The sequence below is a fragment of the Serratia sp. CY31944 genome (genome assembly GCF_052169175.1).
In the GTDB taxonomy this organism is placed as follows: Bacteria; Pseudomonadota; Gammaproteobacteria; order Enterobacterales; family Enterobacteriaceae; genus Serratia; species Serratia sarumanii.
In genome coordinates this window covers 408,261-424,149 of sequence record NZ_JBJNLG010000001.1, presented here as the reverse complement: position 1 = coordinate 424,149, position 15,889 = coordinate 408,261, and the positions used below count along the sequence as shown (strand labels likewise).

Below are 15,889 nucleotides of genomic sequence, written 5' to 3'. Positions count from 1 at the left end.
TATTCAGGTAGGCCTGAATAACGCGAGCATTAAGGAGGCGTTATGGACGATGACCCCGGAAGGGAAATGATTCTTGCGTGGCTGACAGGGTAATCACGCTATTCAGTCACGCTAATTAGAAAATTCCACTCTGCGCAGAGTCACCTGTTTATCGGGCGGGATATCCCTGTGCGCAGAACGAAAATAAGAGAATAGCGTTATGACTCAGATTAATGAAAGAACGCGTCGCCGTGATAAAGACGCGGTGACCTACGCCATTGCGGAAGAAGCGACCAACAGCATCGCCCAAACGCTGGCGAACCTGAAGTGCAACCGCAACGGTTTGACCCAGGACGACGCCGATGAGCGGCTGGAGCAGTTCGGCGCCAATCAGGTCGCCCACGACAAGGCGCCGCATGCCTTGATCCAGCTGATCAAGGCTTTCAACAACCCGTTTATCTTCGTGCTGATGGTGCTGGCTGCGATCAGTTTCTTTACCGATTATTGGCTGCCGCGCCAGAGCGGTGAAGAAACTGAACTCACCGGCGTCATTATCATTCTCATCATGGTCACGCTGAGCGGGCTGCTGCGTTTCTGGCAGGAATACCGCACCAACAAAGCGGCGGAAGCGCTGAAGTCGATGGTGCGCACCACCGCCACGGTGCTGCGCCGCAGCAGCTACAGCGCGCATCCGCTGACGCTGGAAGTGCCGATCCGCGAACTGGTGCCGGGGGATATCATTCAGCTCTCCGCCGGCGACATGGTGCCGGCCGACGTGCGCCTTATCGCCTCGCGCGATCTGTTCATCAGCCAGGCGATATTGACCGGCGAAGCGATCCCTATCGAAAAATACGATGCCATGGGCAGCGTGGCGCAGAAGTCGAGCGAAGGGGAAGTGTCCAGCGAGAACGCGCTGCTTGAGCTCTCCAACGTCTGCCTGATGGGCACCAACGTCGCCAGCGGCACCGCCACGGCGGTGGTGGTGGCGACCGGCGGGCGCACCTACTTCGGCTCGTTGGCCAAGTCGATCGTCGGTTCGCGGGCGCAAACCGCATTCGATCGCGGGGTGAACAGCGTCAGCTGGCTGCTGATTCGCTTCATGCTGGTGATGGTGCCGGTGGTGTTGCTGATCAACGGTTTCACCAAAGGCGACTGGAGCGAGGCGGCGCTGTTCGCACTGGCGGTGGCGGTCGGCCTGACGCCGGAAATGCTGCCGATGATCGTCAGCTCCAACCTGGCGAAAGGGGCGATCGCCATGTCGCGCCGCAAGGTGGTGGTGAAGCGCCTGAACGCCATTCAGAACTTCGGCGCCATGGACGTGCTCTGCACCGACAAGACCGGCACGCTGACCCAGGACCGCATCATTCTCGAGCACCATATCGACGTCAACGGCGCCAGGGATAACGAGGTGCTGCACCTGGCCTGGCTGAACAGCTTCCATCAGAGCGGCATGAAGAACCTGATGGATCAGGCGGTGATCCGCTTCGGGCGCGGCAAACCGGGGATCGAAGCCCTGGGGCGTTTCAGCAAGGTGGATGAGCTGCCGTTCGATTTCGTGCGCCGCCGCTTGTCGATCGTGGTGGCGGACGAAAATGGCAAGCAGCAGCTGATCTGTAAGGGCGCGGTAGAGGAGATGCTGGAGATCGCCACTCACGTGCGTGAAGGCGACAAGACGCTGGAACTGGACGACGCGCGCCGTGCGGCGCTGCAGGCGCTGGCCCGCGAGTATAACGAAGACGGTTTCCGCGTGCTGGTGCTGGCGACGCGCGAGCTGGATGCGCAACGCCCGGCCGACCCGCTGAGCGTGGCCGACGAGCGCGACATGGTGGTGCAAGGGTTGCTGACCTTCCTCGATCCGCCGAAGGAGAGCGCGCAGCAGGCGATCGCCGCACTGCAGGAAAACGGCGTGACGGTGAAGGTGCTGACCGGCGACAACCCGGTGATCACCTGCAAGATTTGCCGCGACGTCGGGCTGGAGCCGGGTGAACCGCTCTCCGGGTTGCAGATTGAACAGATGGATGATGAAACGCTGGCGCGCGAAGTGGAGCAGCGCACGGTCTTCACCAAGCTGACACCGCTGCAAAAATCGCGGGTGCTGAAAATGCTGCAGGCCAACGGCCATACCGTCGGCTTCCTCGGCGACGGCATCAACGATGCGCCGGCGCTGCGCGATGCCGACGTCGGCATTTCGGTCGACACCGGCACCGACATCGCCAAGGAGTCGGCGGACATCATCCTGTTGGAAAAGAACCTGATGGTGCTGGAAGAGGGGGTGATCAAAGGGCGCGAGACCTTCGGCAATATCATCAAGTACCTGAACATGACCGCCAGCTCCAACTTCGGCAACGTGTTCTCGGTGCTGGTGGCCAGCGCCTTCATTCCGTTCCTGCCGATGCTGGCGATCCACCTGTTGATTCAAAACCTGATGTACGATATTTCCCAGCTGTCGCTGCCGTGGGACAAGATGGACAAAGAGTTCCTGCGCAAGCCGCGCAAGTGGGACTCCAAAAACATCGGGCGCTTTATGCTGTGGATTGGGCCGACCTCGTCAATCTTCGATATCACGACGTATGCGCTGATGTGGTACGTGTTCGCTGCCAACAGCGTGGAACACCAGGCGCTGTTCCAGTCCGGCTGGTTCATTGAGGGGCTGCTGTCGCAAACGCTGGTGGTGCATATGCTGCGCACCCAGAAGATCCCGTTCATTCAGAGCACCGCGGCGCTGCCGGTGTTGCTGACCACCGGGTTGGTGATGGCGCTCGGCATCTACATTCCGTTCTCGCCGCTCGGCGCCCTGGTTGGCCTGCAGCCGCTGCCGTGGGAATACTTCCCGTGGTTGGCCGCTACGCTGGTCAGCTACTGCGTGGTCGCGCAGTTGATGAAGCGTTTCTACATCCGCCGCTTCGGCGAGTGGCTGTAAGCCGCTTCGGCACTCACTTCGGGGGCGAAATTCTTCGCCCCCGCTCCGCTACAGCAGTTTGTTGACCAGCAGGCCGAGCATGATGGTCAGCGTGAAGGAAAACAGCGTGCCGAGCAGCACATACTCGGTGCGCATCTTATCGTCGCTCTGGCGCAGATCGCCGAAACGGAAGATAGATTTGGCCGCCAGCAAAAAGCCGATCGCCGGGATTTGCCCCAGCAGCACAAAGGTCAGGATCAGCGTTCTCTCCAGATAGCCAATCTGTTTGCCCGCGCGCAGCAGCGAGTCGTTGTCGGCCTTGGCCGAAGGCGGCATTTGCGGCGTCCAGTGCGCCAGCAGTTGCCCGATCAGCAGGCTCATCGGCAGATAAATCAGGCTGTAGGCCACCAGCACCAGGCCGGTTTGCCAACGCCCCAGTTGCCGCCCCAGCGCGGCGAGCAGTTCACCGGCATTCGGCGTCAGCCCCAGCCACAGCAAGGCGATTACCGCCAGATGCAATCCCTGATCGAGCAGGAAACTGCGGGCCGGGCTCAGGCGGTTCATCGCGGTGACCTTCAGTAAATCGATCAGGTAGTGGCTGACGGCGATGATCAGCAGGCTGGCCAGCACCTGAAGTGAAGAAAGCCCGCCGTGCAGCAGGCCGAAACCGGCCACCACCCAGGCGGCCAGCACCCCGTGCAGCAACGCGTGCAACACCAGAAAACGTGAACGCGCGCGATGCTGGATTTTATCTTCCACCCAACTCAGCGGCTGCAGCGGAAAATCCGCCAGCAGATGGACGAGTAACAGCCAGGCCAGCAAAGGCGCATAGGTCAGATCCATAGTCAGACGATCCTGTTAATGGCGTGAATAAACCGCATGATTTCCTCGTAGGCCGCGCGTTTCAGCGCGGCGGAGACCGTGGAGGCGGCTTTTTGCAGCTGATCCGCCACGGCAGCGCCGCTGTCGGCGAACATTCTCGCCTGGACGATGCGCGCTTCGGTCTGCGACAGGCGGCCAATCACATGATCTAACATCGGCAGCAGATCGCTGACAATGGCGTTTGTCCGATCGTTGTCGGTTTTCAGAGCCAGCCGGCAATTTTTCGCCATGGCGTCCAACGCGCTGCCGGAATTGATAAAGGCGCTGCCATAGCCGGCGGCGTCGGGCCGTTGGCTGCCCAGCCCGACGGCGACGCGCGCATCCCAGTGCGCGGCGCCCGTCGCCCGCAGCGCGAGGCGAATATACACCGCCAGCAGCAGCCCGTCCTCCGGGGCGGCCTGCGCCTGGAAGGCGTCGCCGCGAAAGATTTCCACCTGATGCAGCCGCCCGTCGCGCCGCAGCCGATCGAGCAGGCTGTGCAGCTCATTGAGGTAGTTGACGGTGTCTGATCGGCGGGAATCGACCAGATCGCCGCTGATTACGCTGATTGGCGTCGGCATGACATGTTCCGATGTTTATAGAGGGATGACTATAAATTCGCACCTGGATACGAATATGTCAATAATTCGCCTTTAGGGGCGAATTTATCGAATTTTCGCCTGTGAGGACGAATTGAGGCAGGGTGAGGAGGGGAATGAATGGCCGGGAATGCGCGGGCTGCAGGCTCGCCACCGGCGGCGTAAACGGAAAGTGGCCGGCAACCGGCCGTTCAGAAGCTTTTAACCAGCACGTCACGCGGCATTTCGCTGCCGTGTTTCAGCAGGTGCTCAAACGATCGCTCGCTGCTTTTCAGCTGCTGCAAAAATTCCTGCGGCGACAGATCGTGTTTTTTGCCGCTCATGTAAGCCAGCGCCAGTTCTTTTGCCTGATAGCGGGAGAAGTTGTACATGGTGTCCTCGATACGATGAATGTCAGTGCTCACGATTGTAGCGAAAGAGCACATAATGAACAGCGGCTTTGGCGTATGGAATCGATAGCCGAAACTTAACTTGCCGGTTGCAACAGCTCATCGCACAGGCGCTTGATCACCTGAGCCTGCGGCAGGCCGTTGTGCAACATCTGGCGGATATGCTCCGAATCGCTGATGCCCTGGCGGACATGGCGCTCGACCGCCTGTAGCACGGCCCGATCCTCCCGTCGCTCGGCGAAACCGCTCAGCGCGTCGAGAGTGTGCAGGATATGGGCGGTCAGGCTGCTGCGGCGCAGCGTCGCGGGATCGACGTATTCGGCGGCGAAACCGCTGCGATAGGCGTTGATCTTGTTGTAATTGGTGAAGGCATCGTATTCCGGCGCGATCGGCGTGCGGTGTTGCAACAGGAAATCAGCCAGCAGACGGCAGTAACCGACCAGCAGCACGGCATGCGCGAGGCGCAGCGGCGTATCGCAGATGCGGATCTCCACCGTGCCCAGCTCCGGTTTGGGCCGCGCATCCCAGTAAATATCCTTGATGCTTTCAATCACGCCGGCGGCGTTCAGCCGTTCGTAGTAGGCGTTGAATTCGCGCCAGCTGTAGATGTGTTCCAGGCATCCGTAGTTGGGGAAGGAATTCTGCGCGCTGAAACGGGAGCTGGCAAAGCGCGTATCGACGCCCTGGTACAGCGGTGACGATGCGCTGAGTGCGATCAGCTGCGGAAAGTAGGGCGTCAGCGCATGGCACAGGTACATCGCTTCGTCCCCGTCGTTGACGCCGAGGTGGATGTGTTGGCCGAACACGCAGGCCAGCTTGGAAAGATAGCCAAAGCGGCTGGCCAGCTGCCTGTAGCGCGCGTTGTCGCTGATGACCTGCTTGCGCCAGTCGTTGCTCAGATGGCGGCCGCCGCCGCAGACGTCACAGCCCAGGCGCTGCGCGCTGCGCCGGACGGTATGGGTCAGGGCGCGCAGCTCGGCGTGCAGCTCATTGAGATCGCGGTGCACCGAGCTGTTCAGCTCCACCATCGATTTGGTGAGCTCATGTTTGACGCGCCGGCGGTCGCCGACCGCGCTGACCACCCGGTCGGCCCGATCCGTAAGATCGTAGTGCTTGTCATCGACCAGCTGCAGCTCTATTTCGGTGCCGATGGAGAGCCTTTCCGAACGTTTGAATGTGAGCGGCATGGTGCCTCCTTCCTGCAAGAACAGCATAAAGATAAGTATATGCCTCGGCGAGGGGGACAACGTTTTGTGTTTTATATTTGTTTTTCCGAATATGAAGATGGTATCTTCATGAGCGATTTGCGGAGACGATAAGGTTAACGGGAGTGCGACATGACGTCATTGACGCCGCTGAAGCTGTTTAAAAACCTGTCGGACGAGACGCGTCTGACGCTGGTGCTGTTGCTGCGCCACGCCGGCGAGCTGTGCGTGTGCGAGTTGTCGGGCGCATTGGTACTGCCGCAACCCAAAATCTCAAGGCATTTGGCGATGCTGCGTGAAAGCGGGCTGTTGCTCGATCGGCGCGATGGCAAGTGGATATATTATCGCCTGTCGCCGCATATGCCGGCTTGGGCGGCGGGGATTATTGAGCAAGCTTATCAGTGTCGGGCAGAACAGATGATGGAGTTGGGGCAACGTGTAGCGAAAGGCTGCCCGTAACGGTAAAAAATTTGCGCAAACACATACGAAAAATCGAATATGTAGATGTGAAGAGGCGGTGAGACGGCGATGATAGTGGCAGGAGCGATCTTTATTCTGACGTTGGCCTTGGTTATCTGGCAACCGAGAGGACTGGGCATTGGCTGGAGCGCGGCGTTCGGCGCGGGATTGGCATTACTGAGCGGCGTGGTGCACGTCGGCGATATTCCCGTGGTGTGGCAGATAGTCTGGAATGCGACCGCGACCTTTATCGCCGTCATCATCATCAGCCTGCTGCTGGATGAGAGCGGCTTCTTTGCCTGGACTGCTCTGCACGTCGCGCGCTGGGGCAACGGCAAAGGCCGATGGCTGTTTACCTACATGCTGCTGCTGGGGGCCGTGGTGGCGGCGCTGTTTGCGAACGACGGCGCTGCGTTAATCCTTACGCCAATCGTGATCGCCATGCTGTCGGCGCTCGGCTTTCGCCCTGCGGCGGTACTGGCTTTCGTGATGGCGGCGGGCTTTATCGCCGATGCCGCCAGCCTGCCGCTGGTGGTGTCCAATCTGGTGAATATCGTTTCGGCGGATTTCTTCCGGCTGGGCTTTACGGAGTATGCGGCGGTGATGGTGCCGGTCAACCTTGCCGCAGTGGCGGCGGCACTGGTGATGTTGCATCTGTTCTTTCGCAAGGATATTCCGCGGCGCTACGCGTTGACGCGTTTACCGATACCCCAAGAAGCGATTCGCGATCGTGCGACTTTCCGAGCCGGCTGGGCGGTATTGGCGCTGTTGCTGATTGGCTTCTTCGCTCTGGAGCCGCTCGGCGTGCCGGTGAGTTTGGTCGCTGCCTGCGGCGCGCTGGTTCTGCTGGCGGTGGCGAAACGTGGGCGCGCGATCGACACCGGCAAAGTGCTGCGCGGTGCGCCCTGGCAGATCGTGATTTTCTCGCTGGGCATGTATCTGGTGGTCTACGGGCTGCGCAATGCCGGCTTGACCGAGCTGCTTTCCGGCGTGTTGGACGCGCTGGCGCGGCAGGGGCTGTGGGCGGCGACGCTCGGCACCGGCTTCCTGAGCGCGTTTCTCTCTTCCGTCATGAATAATATGCCGACGGTACTGGTGGGGGCGTTGTCAATCGACGGCAGCGGCGCGGAAGGCGTCATCAAGCAGGCGATGATTTACGCCAACGTCATCGGCAGCGATCTCGGCCCCAAAATCACCCCGATCGGCAGCCTGGCCACGTTGCTGTGGCTGCATGTGTTGGCAAGGAAGAACATCGTCATTACCTGGGGCTATTATTTTCGCGTGGGGCTGGTGATGACGCTGCCGATCCTGTTCGTCACCTTGGCTGCGCTGGCGCTGCGGCTGTCCGTTTGATCCTGATAGGAGAAACCGTCATGAGCAGTATCAAGATTTATCACAACCCGGCTTGCGGCACGTCGCGCAATACGTTGGCGCTGATCCGCAACAGCGGCGTTGAGCCGGAGGTGATTTTGTATCTGGAAACACCGCCCAGCCGTGAACGGTTGATTGCGCTGCTGGCCGAAATGGGGATGACGCCGCGCGCGCTGCTGCGTAAAAACGTCGAGCCCTACGCCGAGCTGAAACTGGATGAGACCGGCTGGAACGATGAGCAACTGATTGACTTCATGCTGCAACAGCCGATTTTGATCAATCGACCCATTGTGGTGACACCGCTCGGCACGCGCCTGTGCCGGCCGTCGGAGGTGGTGTTGGATATTCTGCCGGATCCGCAGCGCGGGGCTTTCAGCAAAGAGGATGGGGAGCCGGTGATCGATGCGCAGGGCTGCAGGATAACCAAAGGTTGATCGCTGCGGCCCTGCGCCCAGGCAAAATCAGTGCAGTTCGGCGCCGCTGCGATCGGCCAGCGCTTCCAGCAGCGGGGCGGACGGCACGAAGAACAGGGTGCCGGTCACCGCGTGGCTGAAATCGAGCAGCCGATCGTAGTTGCCGGCCGGGCGGCCGATAAACATGTTTTCCAGCATCTGCTCGATTGGCTGCGGGGAGCGCGCATAGCCGATAAAGTAGGTGCCGAATTCGCGCAGGCCGGGGCGGCCGAACGGCATGTTGTCGCGCAGAATTTTCACCTCGTTGCCTTGCTCGTCGGTGATGGTGGTCAGCGAACTGTGCGATGACGACGGTTTGACCGCTTCATCCAGTTCGATGTTGGACTGCTTATGGCGGCCGATGATCTTCTCCTGCGTTTCCACGCTGAGCGAATTCCAGCCCTGCATATCGTGCAGGTATTTTTGCACCAGCACATAGCTGCCGCCGCTGAACGCCGCGTCTTCGTCGCCGATCACCGTGTAGTCGAAGGCTTCGTGCCCCTCCGGGTTCTCCGTGCCGTCGACGAAGCCGATCATGGCGCGCTGATCGAAGTAACGGAAGCCGTGCACCTCTTCGACCACCGTCACGGCATCGCCGAGCTTGCCGACCAACTGCGAGGCCAGTTCGAAACACAGATCCATTTCATCGGCGCGGATATGCAGCAGGATGTCGCCGGGCGTGGCGACGGCGACGCGTTCCCCGCTGCCGATCGGGCTGAACGGATGCAGCTGGCGAGGGCGCGGGGCGCCAAACAGCGTATCCCAGGCTTCGGAGCCGAAGCCGCAAACGCAGGTGAGGTTGCCTGCCGGCGCGCGTTTGCCGACCGAACGCACCACGGCGGCGATGTCGCCGCACCAGGCGCGCACCGCCGCCAGATGGGCGGGAACGGGCGACAGGGTGGCGACGATGAAGATGGCATGGCGCGTCACCGGCGTGAATACGGCTTGTGGCGGGTTGTTGTTTGCATTCATTGCATTCGGCTCCAGTGTGTTCGGGTGAAATCGATCAGATCAAATTAAAGTGCTCGTCGGGTTTCATCGGCGGCGGCAGCGGGCTTTGGTCGTTCATTTCCAGCAGGTTGCGCTCGATGGTGTTGCAGATGGCGTTTAACGGCAGATGGTTGGCCGACACGCCGAACGGATCTTCCAGCTCTTCGGCCAGTGAGTCCCAGGATAAGAAGGTATAGGAAATGAACACCGAAACAAACGGTGTCATGTAATGCAGATCGGTCACCAGGGCAAAAGGCAACAGGCTGCAGAACAGGTAAACGGTGCGCTGCAGGATCAGGGTATAGGCGAACGGCACCGGCGTGCTGGCGAGCCGTTCACAGCCGCCGAGGGCGTGGGACAGCTCGCTCAGCTTGTTGTCGAGCAGCTCGAAGGTGATGTCGCTCAGCAGCCCCCGTCGGCGCAGCTTGCCGATCTCCTGGCCCAGCATCAGCAGGATGCGGTTGGTCGGCATCGGGCTGGCGATCACCTCCGCCAGCTCTTTGCTGCTGAGGTTGTGGTACAGATCGGCGGTCGGATCGGTGGCGCGCAGCTGATGCTTCAGGCTCCAGCTGAAGGCGATCAGCAGCTTGGCGACCTTCTGGTGCACCGCCGGTTCGTCCGGCAGCAGGCTTTTGATCTGGCGCAGCAGGGAGCGCTCGGTAATCAGCAGCGAGCCCCACAGGTTGCGCGCTTCGACAAAGCGGCTGTAGCCGGCGTTATTGCGAAAGCCGAGAAAAATCGCGATGGCGATGCCCAGCAGGCTGAACGGCGCGATGGTCAGATGCACGCCGAGCTGTTCGTACCATTGATAGCTGATCACCGCCACTATCGACATCAGCACGTTCAGCGACAGGCGAAAGGTGATCTTTGACAGCACGGAACCGTGCCAGGCGAACAGGCGAAAAAACCAGTTCTGGTTCGGGCGAATTATCATGACGTGGGTGCTTCCTGGTGTCCTGCTATTGAGAATAGTCGATTCTTATCCGGCGGCGTTAGGCCGCCGTCGTCGTTTGCCAGAGCCGTTGCGGGTGCGTATAGACGGTGGCGCGCCCCGGTTTGCTGAAGCCCACCAGCGTCAGGTTGCTGCGCTCGGCCACCTCGACCGCCAGGCGGGTGGCGGCGGAAACGGCGAACAGGATCTCGACGCCGCACATGGCGGATTTTTGCACCATTTCATAGCTGGCGCGGCTCGACACCAGCGCCGCCCCCTGTAGCCACGCCTGTTGGCTGCGGTAGCCCAGCAGTTTGTCGAGCGCCACGTGGCGGCCGACGTCTTCACACCCGCCGCTGAGCGCGCCATCTGGCTGGATCCAGGCCGCCGCGTGGGTGCAGCCGGTCAGTTTCCCCACCGTTTGCACCTCCTGCAGCTGCGCCAACGCCCGGTCGAGCAGGGCCAAATCGAAGCGTTGCGTGAAGGGCAGCGGCGCGATGGGCTGGGCGACCTCCTGCAGCTGCTCCACCCCGCAGACGCCGCAGCCGGTGCGGCCGGCCAGGCTGCGGCGCTTCTCTTTCAGCTGCATAAAGCGGCGGCTAGAGAGTTCCACATGCACTTCAATGCCGTTGCAGGCCGGCTGTTGGCGGATGTCGTAGATATCGTCAGAGGAGGCGATGATGCCTTCGGACAGCGAAAAACCGATGGCGAAGGCCGCCAGATCTTTCGGCGTTGCCATCATCACCACGTGGGAAATGCCGTTGTACACCAGGGCGACCGGCACTTCTTCCGCCAGCCAATCCTGTTGCGCCTGGGCCAGATCGTTGCGCTGCCAGACCGCGTGGCGCGACAGGCATTCCTGTTCGATATCGTCGGTTTCTGCGAGGAGTAGGTGCTTATTCATAACGTTCTCGTGACCGTCGGTGACGAGGCGCCGACGGGGATGAATTCTTATTAGCAGGTGTGGGGATTATACAGGATTCTGATCCCGCTCGCGCAGGGAATGACGTCTGCCGGCGCCCCCTGCAGGTTATCCACAGTTTTAGTGGATAACGTGTGTGCAAGGGGCGGTGAAACGCTTAGCAGGCGTAAGAAAAAATCACTCAGAAAATTATTATATTACGCGGGAAAGCGCGATCCGCAGGGGGATTGGGGGTTGCACGCGTTCGCGTTTTGTTTATGCTATACTGTATAAATATACAGCTTGGTTATGATTATGCTGAGCAATTCAAGGTTGTATGCTTTTTCACCAGGTGAACCCCTAACGTTACCGCTGTTTGCCGATCGCGTGGCCTGCGGCTTTCCTTCCCCGGCGCAGGACTATGTCGAGAGCAGGCTGGATATCGGCAAGCTGCTGGTGCGGCACCCCAACGCCACCTACTTCGTGCGCGCCAGCGGCGAGATGGAGCGTGCAGGATGGATCAGGCACTACCGACAGATTAAGAAACTGAGCATCCGAGAAACAGCAGACGCGACAGGCTACAGTACTTCCCAAGTTTGTCGCATTCAGGCCTTCTATAAAGAAGTTGAGACTGATTAAAAAGCAGCCTTAATGTACAATAATTTTCGATATCCAAACTGACCCCATGAACAATCAATGAGTAGAGGTGAAAGATGATTTCATACAAAAAAACCATACCTGCTCTTGTCATATTCGCTTTATCTAATGCTGTGGCATATGCGAATGATTTCGACAAATCAAATGAAGCGATGGCAATTTCAGCAATAGGTTTTTCTGGCTCAAATGCTCGTGTTGCACATGATGTTTGTGGGGCAACCAATGAGAAAATTGATAAATATAAAAAACAAATAAAAGACTCATTAACTAGAACATTAAAGTATGAACAGTCAGGATTCGATACGCATTGGGATAATGGTTGGAAAAATGCTGATTTTTTGGTTAAGTCATTAAGTAATGATGAAGCCTATAAAAAAGAATATTGCCGAGAGGTTTTAGATGGAATTAATAATCCTGAAATGAATTAAGGATTATTCCTTATTCGGGGTTCTACGCCGGAACCCCAGATTTTTCCGTCCGCTAAAATTATCCCCGGTTGAGCAGCTTTATACCGTCAGCTCGCAGTGGACCATCAGGGGAAATGTGGCGGTACAGCGTTTGTCGGGTTATCCCAAGCTCCTGGCATAACGTACTGACTTTCGTCTCTGGCCGTCCCATTGATGCCATTGCCAGTCGCAATTTTATTGGCGTCATTTTGTAAGGCCGTCCGCCGTTCCTCCCGTGAGGCAAGGCCTGCCGCTGTTCTTTGCGGCGCTGTACGCAGCAGAGACCGACGACCGCGCGCGACGGGCTTGACACCCGCTTAGTCCCGCCCTCTGGTCAAATGCAGGCTGACGTGTACAGCCTGCAGGCAGAGGATTTCGTCTGGCAACCGGTATCGCCCGCCGTCGGCGCCGTTCGCAATGACAATCCCTCACTCATCCTGCCCATCGATACGCCAACGGTCTGAGTGCCGCATTATCCACAGTTTTGGTGGGTATCATGTGTGTAAACACACGCGAAGAACGCCAAAAGCTGCAGGAAAAATCACTCAGAAAATTATTATATTACGCGGGAAAGCGCGATCCGCAGGGGGATTGGGGGTTGCACGCGTTCGCGTTTTGTTTATGCTTTACTGTATAAATATACAGTTTGGTTATGATTATGCTGAGCAATTCAAGGTTGTATGCTTTTTCACCAGGTGAACCCCTAACGTTACCGCTGTTTGCCGATCGCGTGGCCTGCGGATTTCCTTCCCCGGCGCAGGACTATGTCGAGAGCAGGCTGGACATCGGCAAGCTGCTGGTGCAGCACCCCAACGCCACCTACTTCGTGCGCGCCAGCGGCGAGTCTATGATCGACGGCAATATCCAGGATGGCGATCTGCTGATCGTCGACAGCGCCCTGACGCCGGAGCACGGCAATATCGTGATCGCCGCGGTGGACGGCGAATTCACCGTCAAAAAACTGCAGCGCCACCCCGACGTGCGGCTGTTGCCGATGAATCCCGCCTACGCGCCGATCGTGTTCGACGACGAGGCGCAACTGGAGATCTTCGGCGTGGTGACCTTTATCGTCTACGCGGCGCGGTAACTTCGGCCCTTTTTTTCATTTTTTTCTGCCCGATCTTTTCGTTGGCGTGACCTCTCTACTGAGTTTCCAGTTCAATACACTCAGGGGAATCCTTCATGGCCATAAAAAACAAGAACGGCGCAGGGCGTACGTTCACATCAGCCAAACGCATTACCGGGAAACGCGTCGCTATCGGGATAGGATGCGCACTAACGGGCATGCTAACCTCCGCGATGGCGGCGCCCGGTGCGTCGGCACCCCCCTCGGCGGTCGAACAGCCCGCTATCCTTTCCTTCGCCATTCCCGCCGGTGATCTGGCGCCCGCCTTGCAGACGGCGGCCGCTAAGGCCGGCGTGATAGTGATTTTCACGCCCGAACAGACGCGTGGAAAAAGCACCGCGGGCCTGCAGGGACATTATCGCCTCACCGACGCGTTCAATACGCTGTTGGCGGGCAGCGGATTGCGCGCTCAACAAACCGCACAGGGATATCGGTTGGTCGACGCCGGGCCGGTTCAGCCGTTGACGATACCGGAGCTGTCGGTGGTCGGCGGTTTGTCCGACAGCGTCGCCGCCGGCCGTTCGGTGCTGGATAAAGAAGATATCGAACGCGTGCAGGCAGACAATATCGCCAGTTTGCTTGATCGCTTGCCCGGCGTAGGGATGGCGGGATCGCCGCGCCCGGGTGGCCAAAGCCTGAATATCTGGGGCATGGGCGACATGGAAGATGTGAAGGTGGTGCTGGACGGGGCGCCGAAGGGATTTGAGAAATATCGGCAGGGTTCGGTATTCATTGAACCCGAATTGCTGAAAAAGGTTGAGGTCGATAAGGGGCCGCACAATCTGTTGAACGGCAATGGCGGCTTTGGCGGAACCATTACGCTGGAGACCAAAGATGCCGGAGATATGCTGCTGCCGGGCGAAGATTTTGGCGGCTTGCTGAAATACAGCTACCACACCAACGATCGCCAGGGCATTTACAGCGGTGCGTTGTACGGCCGTACGCCGGAAGGATTCGCCGACGGTTTGATCTACATGAGCAAGCGTGACGGCGGCAACCTGAAGCGGCCGGACGGCACGCGCTTTGCCTATTCCGCCAACGATCAGGCTTCCTACCTGTTAAAAACCAATATTTATCTGAGCGAGGCGCAAACGCTGACGCTGTCGGCGATGCGCTCCGATTCCGATGGCTGGCAGCCTTTTGCCGCCAAGCGGGACGATATCGCCGCGCCCAGCCAGGCGGATATCGATAAATATGGCCGGGAAGAAGCGTGGCGCCGCATTCTGGTGTATCGCGACCAGACGGACACCAATTACTCGGTGAAATGGAATCTGGCGCCGGAAGCGCAGCCGTTGCTGAATCTGACGCTGTCTTATGCCTATTCGAAGACAGAGCAGCATGACAAGCGGCCGGATTCCGCTTCAAAGTTCAGCTATCTCGGTACGTTGGGCAATGAAAGCTGGGTGAACTATACCGATCGGCAGTTTGACGTCAGCAATGAAAGCCGTTTCGCCAGCGGGCCGCTGGAGCACAAGCTGTTGCTCGGCGCGCGTTGGCATAAACATCAGCGCGATACCCTGATGTATTACCCCTCGCAGGTGAAAAACGCCAGTTACAACTACGGCTATTTCCAGCCGTATTACATGCCGGCGGGCGAACAGGAAACCCGCAGCGTTTATCTGCAGGATGCGGTCAGTTTCGGCAGCCTGACCGTGACGCCGGGCGTGCGTTACGATCATGTGACCAATACCGGGCAACCGAACCGGGCGCCGCGCTATAACGACAGCGATCCGCTCGTGGGTCATGATTACAGCAGCGTGACCTATACCGGCTGGTCGCCGCATTTGGGCGTGATGTGGAAAGCGACGTCGAATCTGTCCCTGTTTGCCGACGTTAGCCGCACCTGGCGCGCCCCGGTGATCGACGAACAGTACGAAGTGCAATACGCCGCTTCCAGCGTGCCCGGCACCAGCCGCGGCCTGCAGGTGGAACGCATGACGGGCGTTCGTCTCGGCGCGGTGCTGGACTTCAACGATGTGTTGATGGCGCGAGACAGTCTGCAGATCCGCACTACGCTGTTCCGCAATCGCGGCAAGGACGAGATTTTCTATCGTCGCGGCGTAGTGTGCGACGCCGCACGGCATGGGGGCCAATGTGGGCAACCGTTGTCGAACTATCGCAACTTGCCGGGCTATACCATTGAGGGCGTGGAGCTCGAATCGTTTTATGACAGCGAAAGCCTGTTCGGCAGCCTGTCGTTCTCCTCGATTCGCGGCAAACGCGACGCTTCACCGCGCGATCCGTGGGGCAACGAAACCTGGATTGCCGAAATTCCACCCGTTACGGCACACGCGATGCTGGGCATGAAAGTACCGCAGTGGGACATGGCCTTCGGCTGGACCGGCGATTTTGTGCGTAAACAGGATCGTTCACCGGCCGACGGCGATCCGATGGCCGTTGTCTGGGCGCTGCCGAAAACGTCGGGTTATGCATTGCACGGCCTGTTCGCCTCGTGGCAGCCCAGCGGTTTGCAGGGCTTCGAAGCTCGCGTCGCGGTGGACAATCTGTTCAACCGCGATTATTACCCTTACCTGGGCGAATCGGTGTCCGGCGTAGGGCGCAACATCAAGTTTAGCGTCAGTCAACGTTTCTGAATATCCTGCTGACAGGGGCCATTTCGGCCC

Annotated in this window: 14 protein-coding genes and 2 pseudogenes; 9 read left to right on the top strand and 7 right to left on the bottom strand. The window is 59.1% G+C overall.

Going from position 1 to position 15,889, the window contains the following annotated elements:
* The first annotated feature begins 199 nt into the window (after positions 1 to 199).
* Positions 200 to 2,899 carry a magnesium-translocating P-type ATPase gene (gene mgtA, locus ACJ8IN_RS02055; protein WP_033653591.1) on the top strand — a complete coding sequence of 900 codons (2,700 nt, stop codon included), beginning with the start codon at positions 200 to 202 and terminating at the stop codon, positions 2,897 to 2,899.
* A gap of 48 nt (positions 2,900 to 2,947) precedes the next feature.
* On the opposite strand, the gene ACJ8IN_RS02050 is transcribed toward mgtA, so the two are convergent.
* The 4 genes from ACJ8IN_RS02050 to ACJ8IN_RS02035 form a co-directional block, all read right to left on the bottom strand.
* Positions 2,948 to 3,721, bottom strand: a complete 774-nt coding sequence (locus ACJ8IN_RS02050; RefSeq protein ID WP_033635070.1) for a DUF3307 domain-containing protein — start codon at positions 3,719 to 3,721, stop codon at positions 2,948 to 2,950.
* Between the two features lie 2 nt (positions 3,722 to 3,723).
* Positions 3,724 to 4,320, bottom strand: coding sequence for a hypothetical protein (locus tag ACJ8IN_RS02045; protein WP_033635069.1), 597 nt, complete (start codon positions 4,318 to 4,320; stop codon positions 3,724 to 3,726).
* 209 nt (positions 4,321 to 4,529) lie between these two features.
* Positions 4,530 to 4,709, bottom strand: a complete 180-nt coding sequence (locus ACJ8IN_RS02040; protein WP_004935085.1) for a hypothetical protein — start codon at positions 4,707 to 4,709, stop codon at positions 4,530 to 4,532.
* 95 nt (positions 4,710 to 4,804) lie between these two features.
* Positions 4,805 to 5,914 carry a YbdK family carboxylate-amine ligase gene (locus tag ACJ8IN_RS02035; RefSeq protein WP_308325849.1) on the bottom strand — a complete coding sequence of 370 codons (1,110 nt, stop codon included), beginning with the start codon at positions 5,912 to 5,914 and terminating at the stop codon, positions 4,805 to 4,807.
* Between the two features lie 150 nt (positions 5,915 to 6,064).
* Here ACJ8IN_RS02035 and ACJ8IN_RS02030 point away from each other — a divergent pair, with 150 nt between their 5' ends.
* From ACJ8IN_RS02030 to arsC, 3 genes are all read left to right on the top strand, one after another.
* Positions 6,065 to 6,391: a metalloregulator ArsR/SmtB family transcription factor gene (locus ACJ8IN_RS02030; RefSeq protein WP_060437775.1), complete on the top strand. Its 327-nt coding sequence runs from the start codon at positions 6,065 to 6,067 to the stop codon at positions 6,389 to 6,391.
* 69 nt (positions 6,392 to 6,460) lie between these two features.
* Entirely contained in the window at positions 6,461 to 7,744 is a 1,284-nt protein-coding gene (locus tag ACJ8IN_RS02025; RefSeq protein WP_060437776.1) for an arsenic transporter, read from the top strand.
* A 20-nt stretch (positions 7,745 to 7,764) separates the two neighbouring features.
* Entirely contained in the window at positions 7,765 to 8,196 is a 432-nt protein-coding gene (gene arsC / locus ACJ8IN_RS02020) for a glutaredoxin-dependent arsenate reductase (RefSeq protein ID WP_060430490.1), read from the top strand.
* 27 nt (positions 8,197 to 8,223) lie between these two features.
* Here the strand turns inward: arsC and ACJ8IN_RS02015 are convergent, their stop codons facing one another.
* The 3 genes from ACJ8IN_RS02015 to fdhD are packed head-to-tail and all read right to left on the bottom strand — an operon-like array spanning position 8,224 to position 11,039.
* On the bottom strand, positions 8,224 to 9,186 hold the full coding sequence (locus ACJ8IN_RS02015) for a Dyp-type peroxidase (RefSeq protein WP_033635063.1): 963 nt from the start codon (positions 9,184 to 9,186) through the stop codon (positions 8,224 to 8,226).
* Between the two features lie 34 nt (positions 9,187 to 9,220).
* The gene (locus tag ACJ8IN_RS02010; RefSeq protein WP_033635062.1) at positions 9,221 to 10,138 is read right to left on the bottom strand and encodes a bestrophin family protein; all 918 of its coding nucleotides are present in this window, start codon (positions 10,136 to 10,138) and stop codon (positions 9,221 to 9,223) included.
* Positions 10,139 to 10,196: 58 nt separating this feature from the next.
* Complete coding sequence (gene fdhD, locus ACJ8IN_RS02005) at positions 10,197 to 11,039, bottom strand: formate dehydrogenase accessory sulfurtransferase FdhD (RefSeq protein ID WP_373275759.1); 843 nt, start codon at positions 11,037 to 11,039, stop codon at positions 10,197 to 10,199.
* A gap of 306 nt (positions 11,040 to 11,345) precedes the next feature.
* Between fdhD and ACJ8IN_RS02000 the strand changes: the two are divergent.
* The 5 genes and pseudogenes from ACJ8IN_RS02000 to ACJ8IN_RS01980 form a co-directional block, all read left to right on the top strand.
* Positions 11,346 to 11,537 (top strand): annotated as a pseudogene (locus tag ACJ8IN_RS02000) (DNA polymerase V); the annotation flags it as partial.
* Between the two features lie 212 nt (positions 11,538 to 11,749).
* Positions 11,750 to 12,121: a hypothetical protein gene (locus ACJ8IN_RS01995; RefSeq protein ID WP_126171699.1), complete on the top strand. Its 372-nt coding sequence runs from the start codon at positions 11,750 to 11,752 to the stop codon at positions 12,119 to 12,121.
* Between the two features lie 302 nt (positions 12,122 to 12,423).
* Positions 12,424 to 12,603 (top strand): annotated as a pseudogene (locus ACJ8IN_RS01990) (SOS response-associated peptidase family protein); the annotation flags it as partial.
* 188 nt (positions 12,604 to 12,791) lie between these two features.
* A complete protein-coding gene (umuD, locus tag ACJ8IN_RS01985) occupies positions 12,792 to 13,226 on the top strand; it encodes a translesion error-prone DNA polymerase V autoproteolytic subunit (protein WP_060423770.1) in 435 nt (144 codons plus the stop codon).
* 95 nt (positions 13,227 to 13,321) lie between these two features.
* Positions 13,322 to 15,859: a TonB-dependent receptor gene (locus ACJ8IN_RS01980; RefSeq protein WP_060423767.1), complete on the top strand. Its 2,538-nt coding sequence runs from the start codon at positions 13,322 to 13,324 to the stop codon at positions 15,857 to 15,859.
* The last annotated feature ends 30 nt before the right edge of the window (positions 15,860 to 15,889 follow it).

Bases quoted from the DNA above. Each gene is read 5' to 3' on its own strand.
- arsC (WP_060430490.1), top strand. From the start codon at position 7,765: ATGAGCAGTATCAAGATTTATCACAACCCGGCTTGCGGCACGTCGCGC.
- ACJ8IN_RS01980 (WP_060423767.1), top strand. From the start codon at position 13,322: ATGGCCATAAAAAACAAGAACGGCGCAGGGCGTACGTTCACATCAGCC.
- umuD (WP_060423770.1), top strand. From the start codon at position 12,792: ATGATTATGCTGAGCAATTCAAGGTTGTATGCTTTTTCACCAGGTGAA.
- ACJ8IN_RS02050 (WP_033635070.1), bottom strand. From the start codon at position 3,721: ATGGATCTGACCTATGCGCCTTTGCTGGCCTGGCTGTTACTCGTCCAT.
- ACJ8IN_RS01995 (WP_126171699.1), top strand. From the start codon at position 11,750: ATGATTTCATACAAAAAAACCATACCTGCTCTTGTCATATTCGCTTTA.
- ACJ8IN_RS02035 (WP_308325849.1), bottom strand. From the start codon at position 5,914: ATGCCGCTCACATTCAAACGTTCGGAAAGGCTCTCCATCGGCACCGAA.
- mgtA (WP_033653591.1), top strand. From the start codon at position 200: ATGACTCAGATTAATGAAAGAACGCGTCGCCGTGATAAAGACGCGGTG.
- ACJ8IN_RS02040 (WP_004935085.1), bottom strand. From the start codon at position 4,709: ATGTACAACTTCTCCCGCTATCAGGCAAAAGAACTGGCGCTGGCTTAC.
- ACJ8IN_RS02025 (WP_060437776.1), top strand. From the start codon at position 6,461: ATGATAGTGGCAGGAGCGATCTTTATTCTGACGTTGGCCTTGGTTATC.
- ACJ8IN_RS02030 (WP_060437775.1), top strand. From the start codon at position 6,065: ATGACGTCATTGACGCCGCTGAAGCTGTTTAAAAACCTGTCGGACGAG.
- fdhD (WP_373275759.1), bottom strand. From the start codon at position 11,039: ATGAATAAGCACCTACTCCTCGCAGAAACCGACGATATCGAACAGGAA.
- ACJ8IN_RS02015 (WP_033635063.1), bottom strand. From the start codon at position 9,186: ATGAATGCAAACAACAACCCGCCACAAGCCGTATTCACGCCGGTGACG.
- ACJ8IN_RS02010 (WP_033635062.1), bottom strand. From the start codon at position 10,138: ATGATAATTCGCCCGAACCAGAACTGGTTTTTTCGCCTGTTCGCCTGG.
- ACJ8IN_RS02045 (WP_033635069.1), bottom strand. From the start codon at position 4,320: ATGCCGACGCCAATCAGCGTAATCAGCGGCGATCTGGTCGATTCCCGC.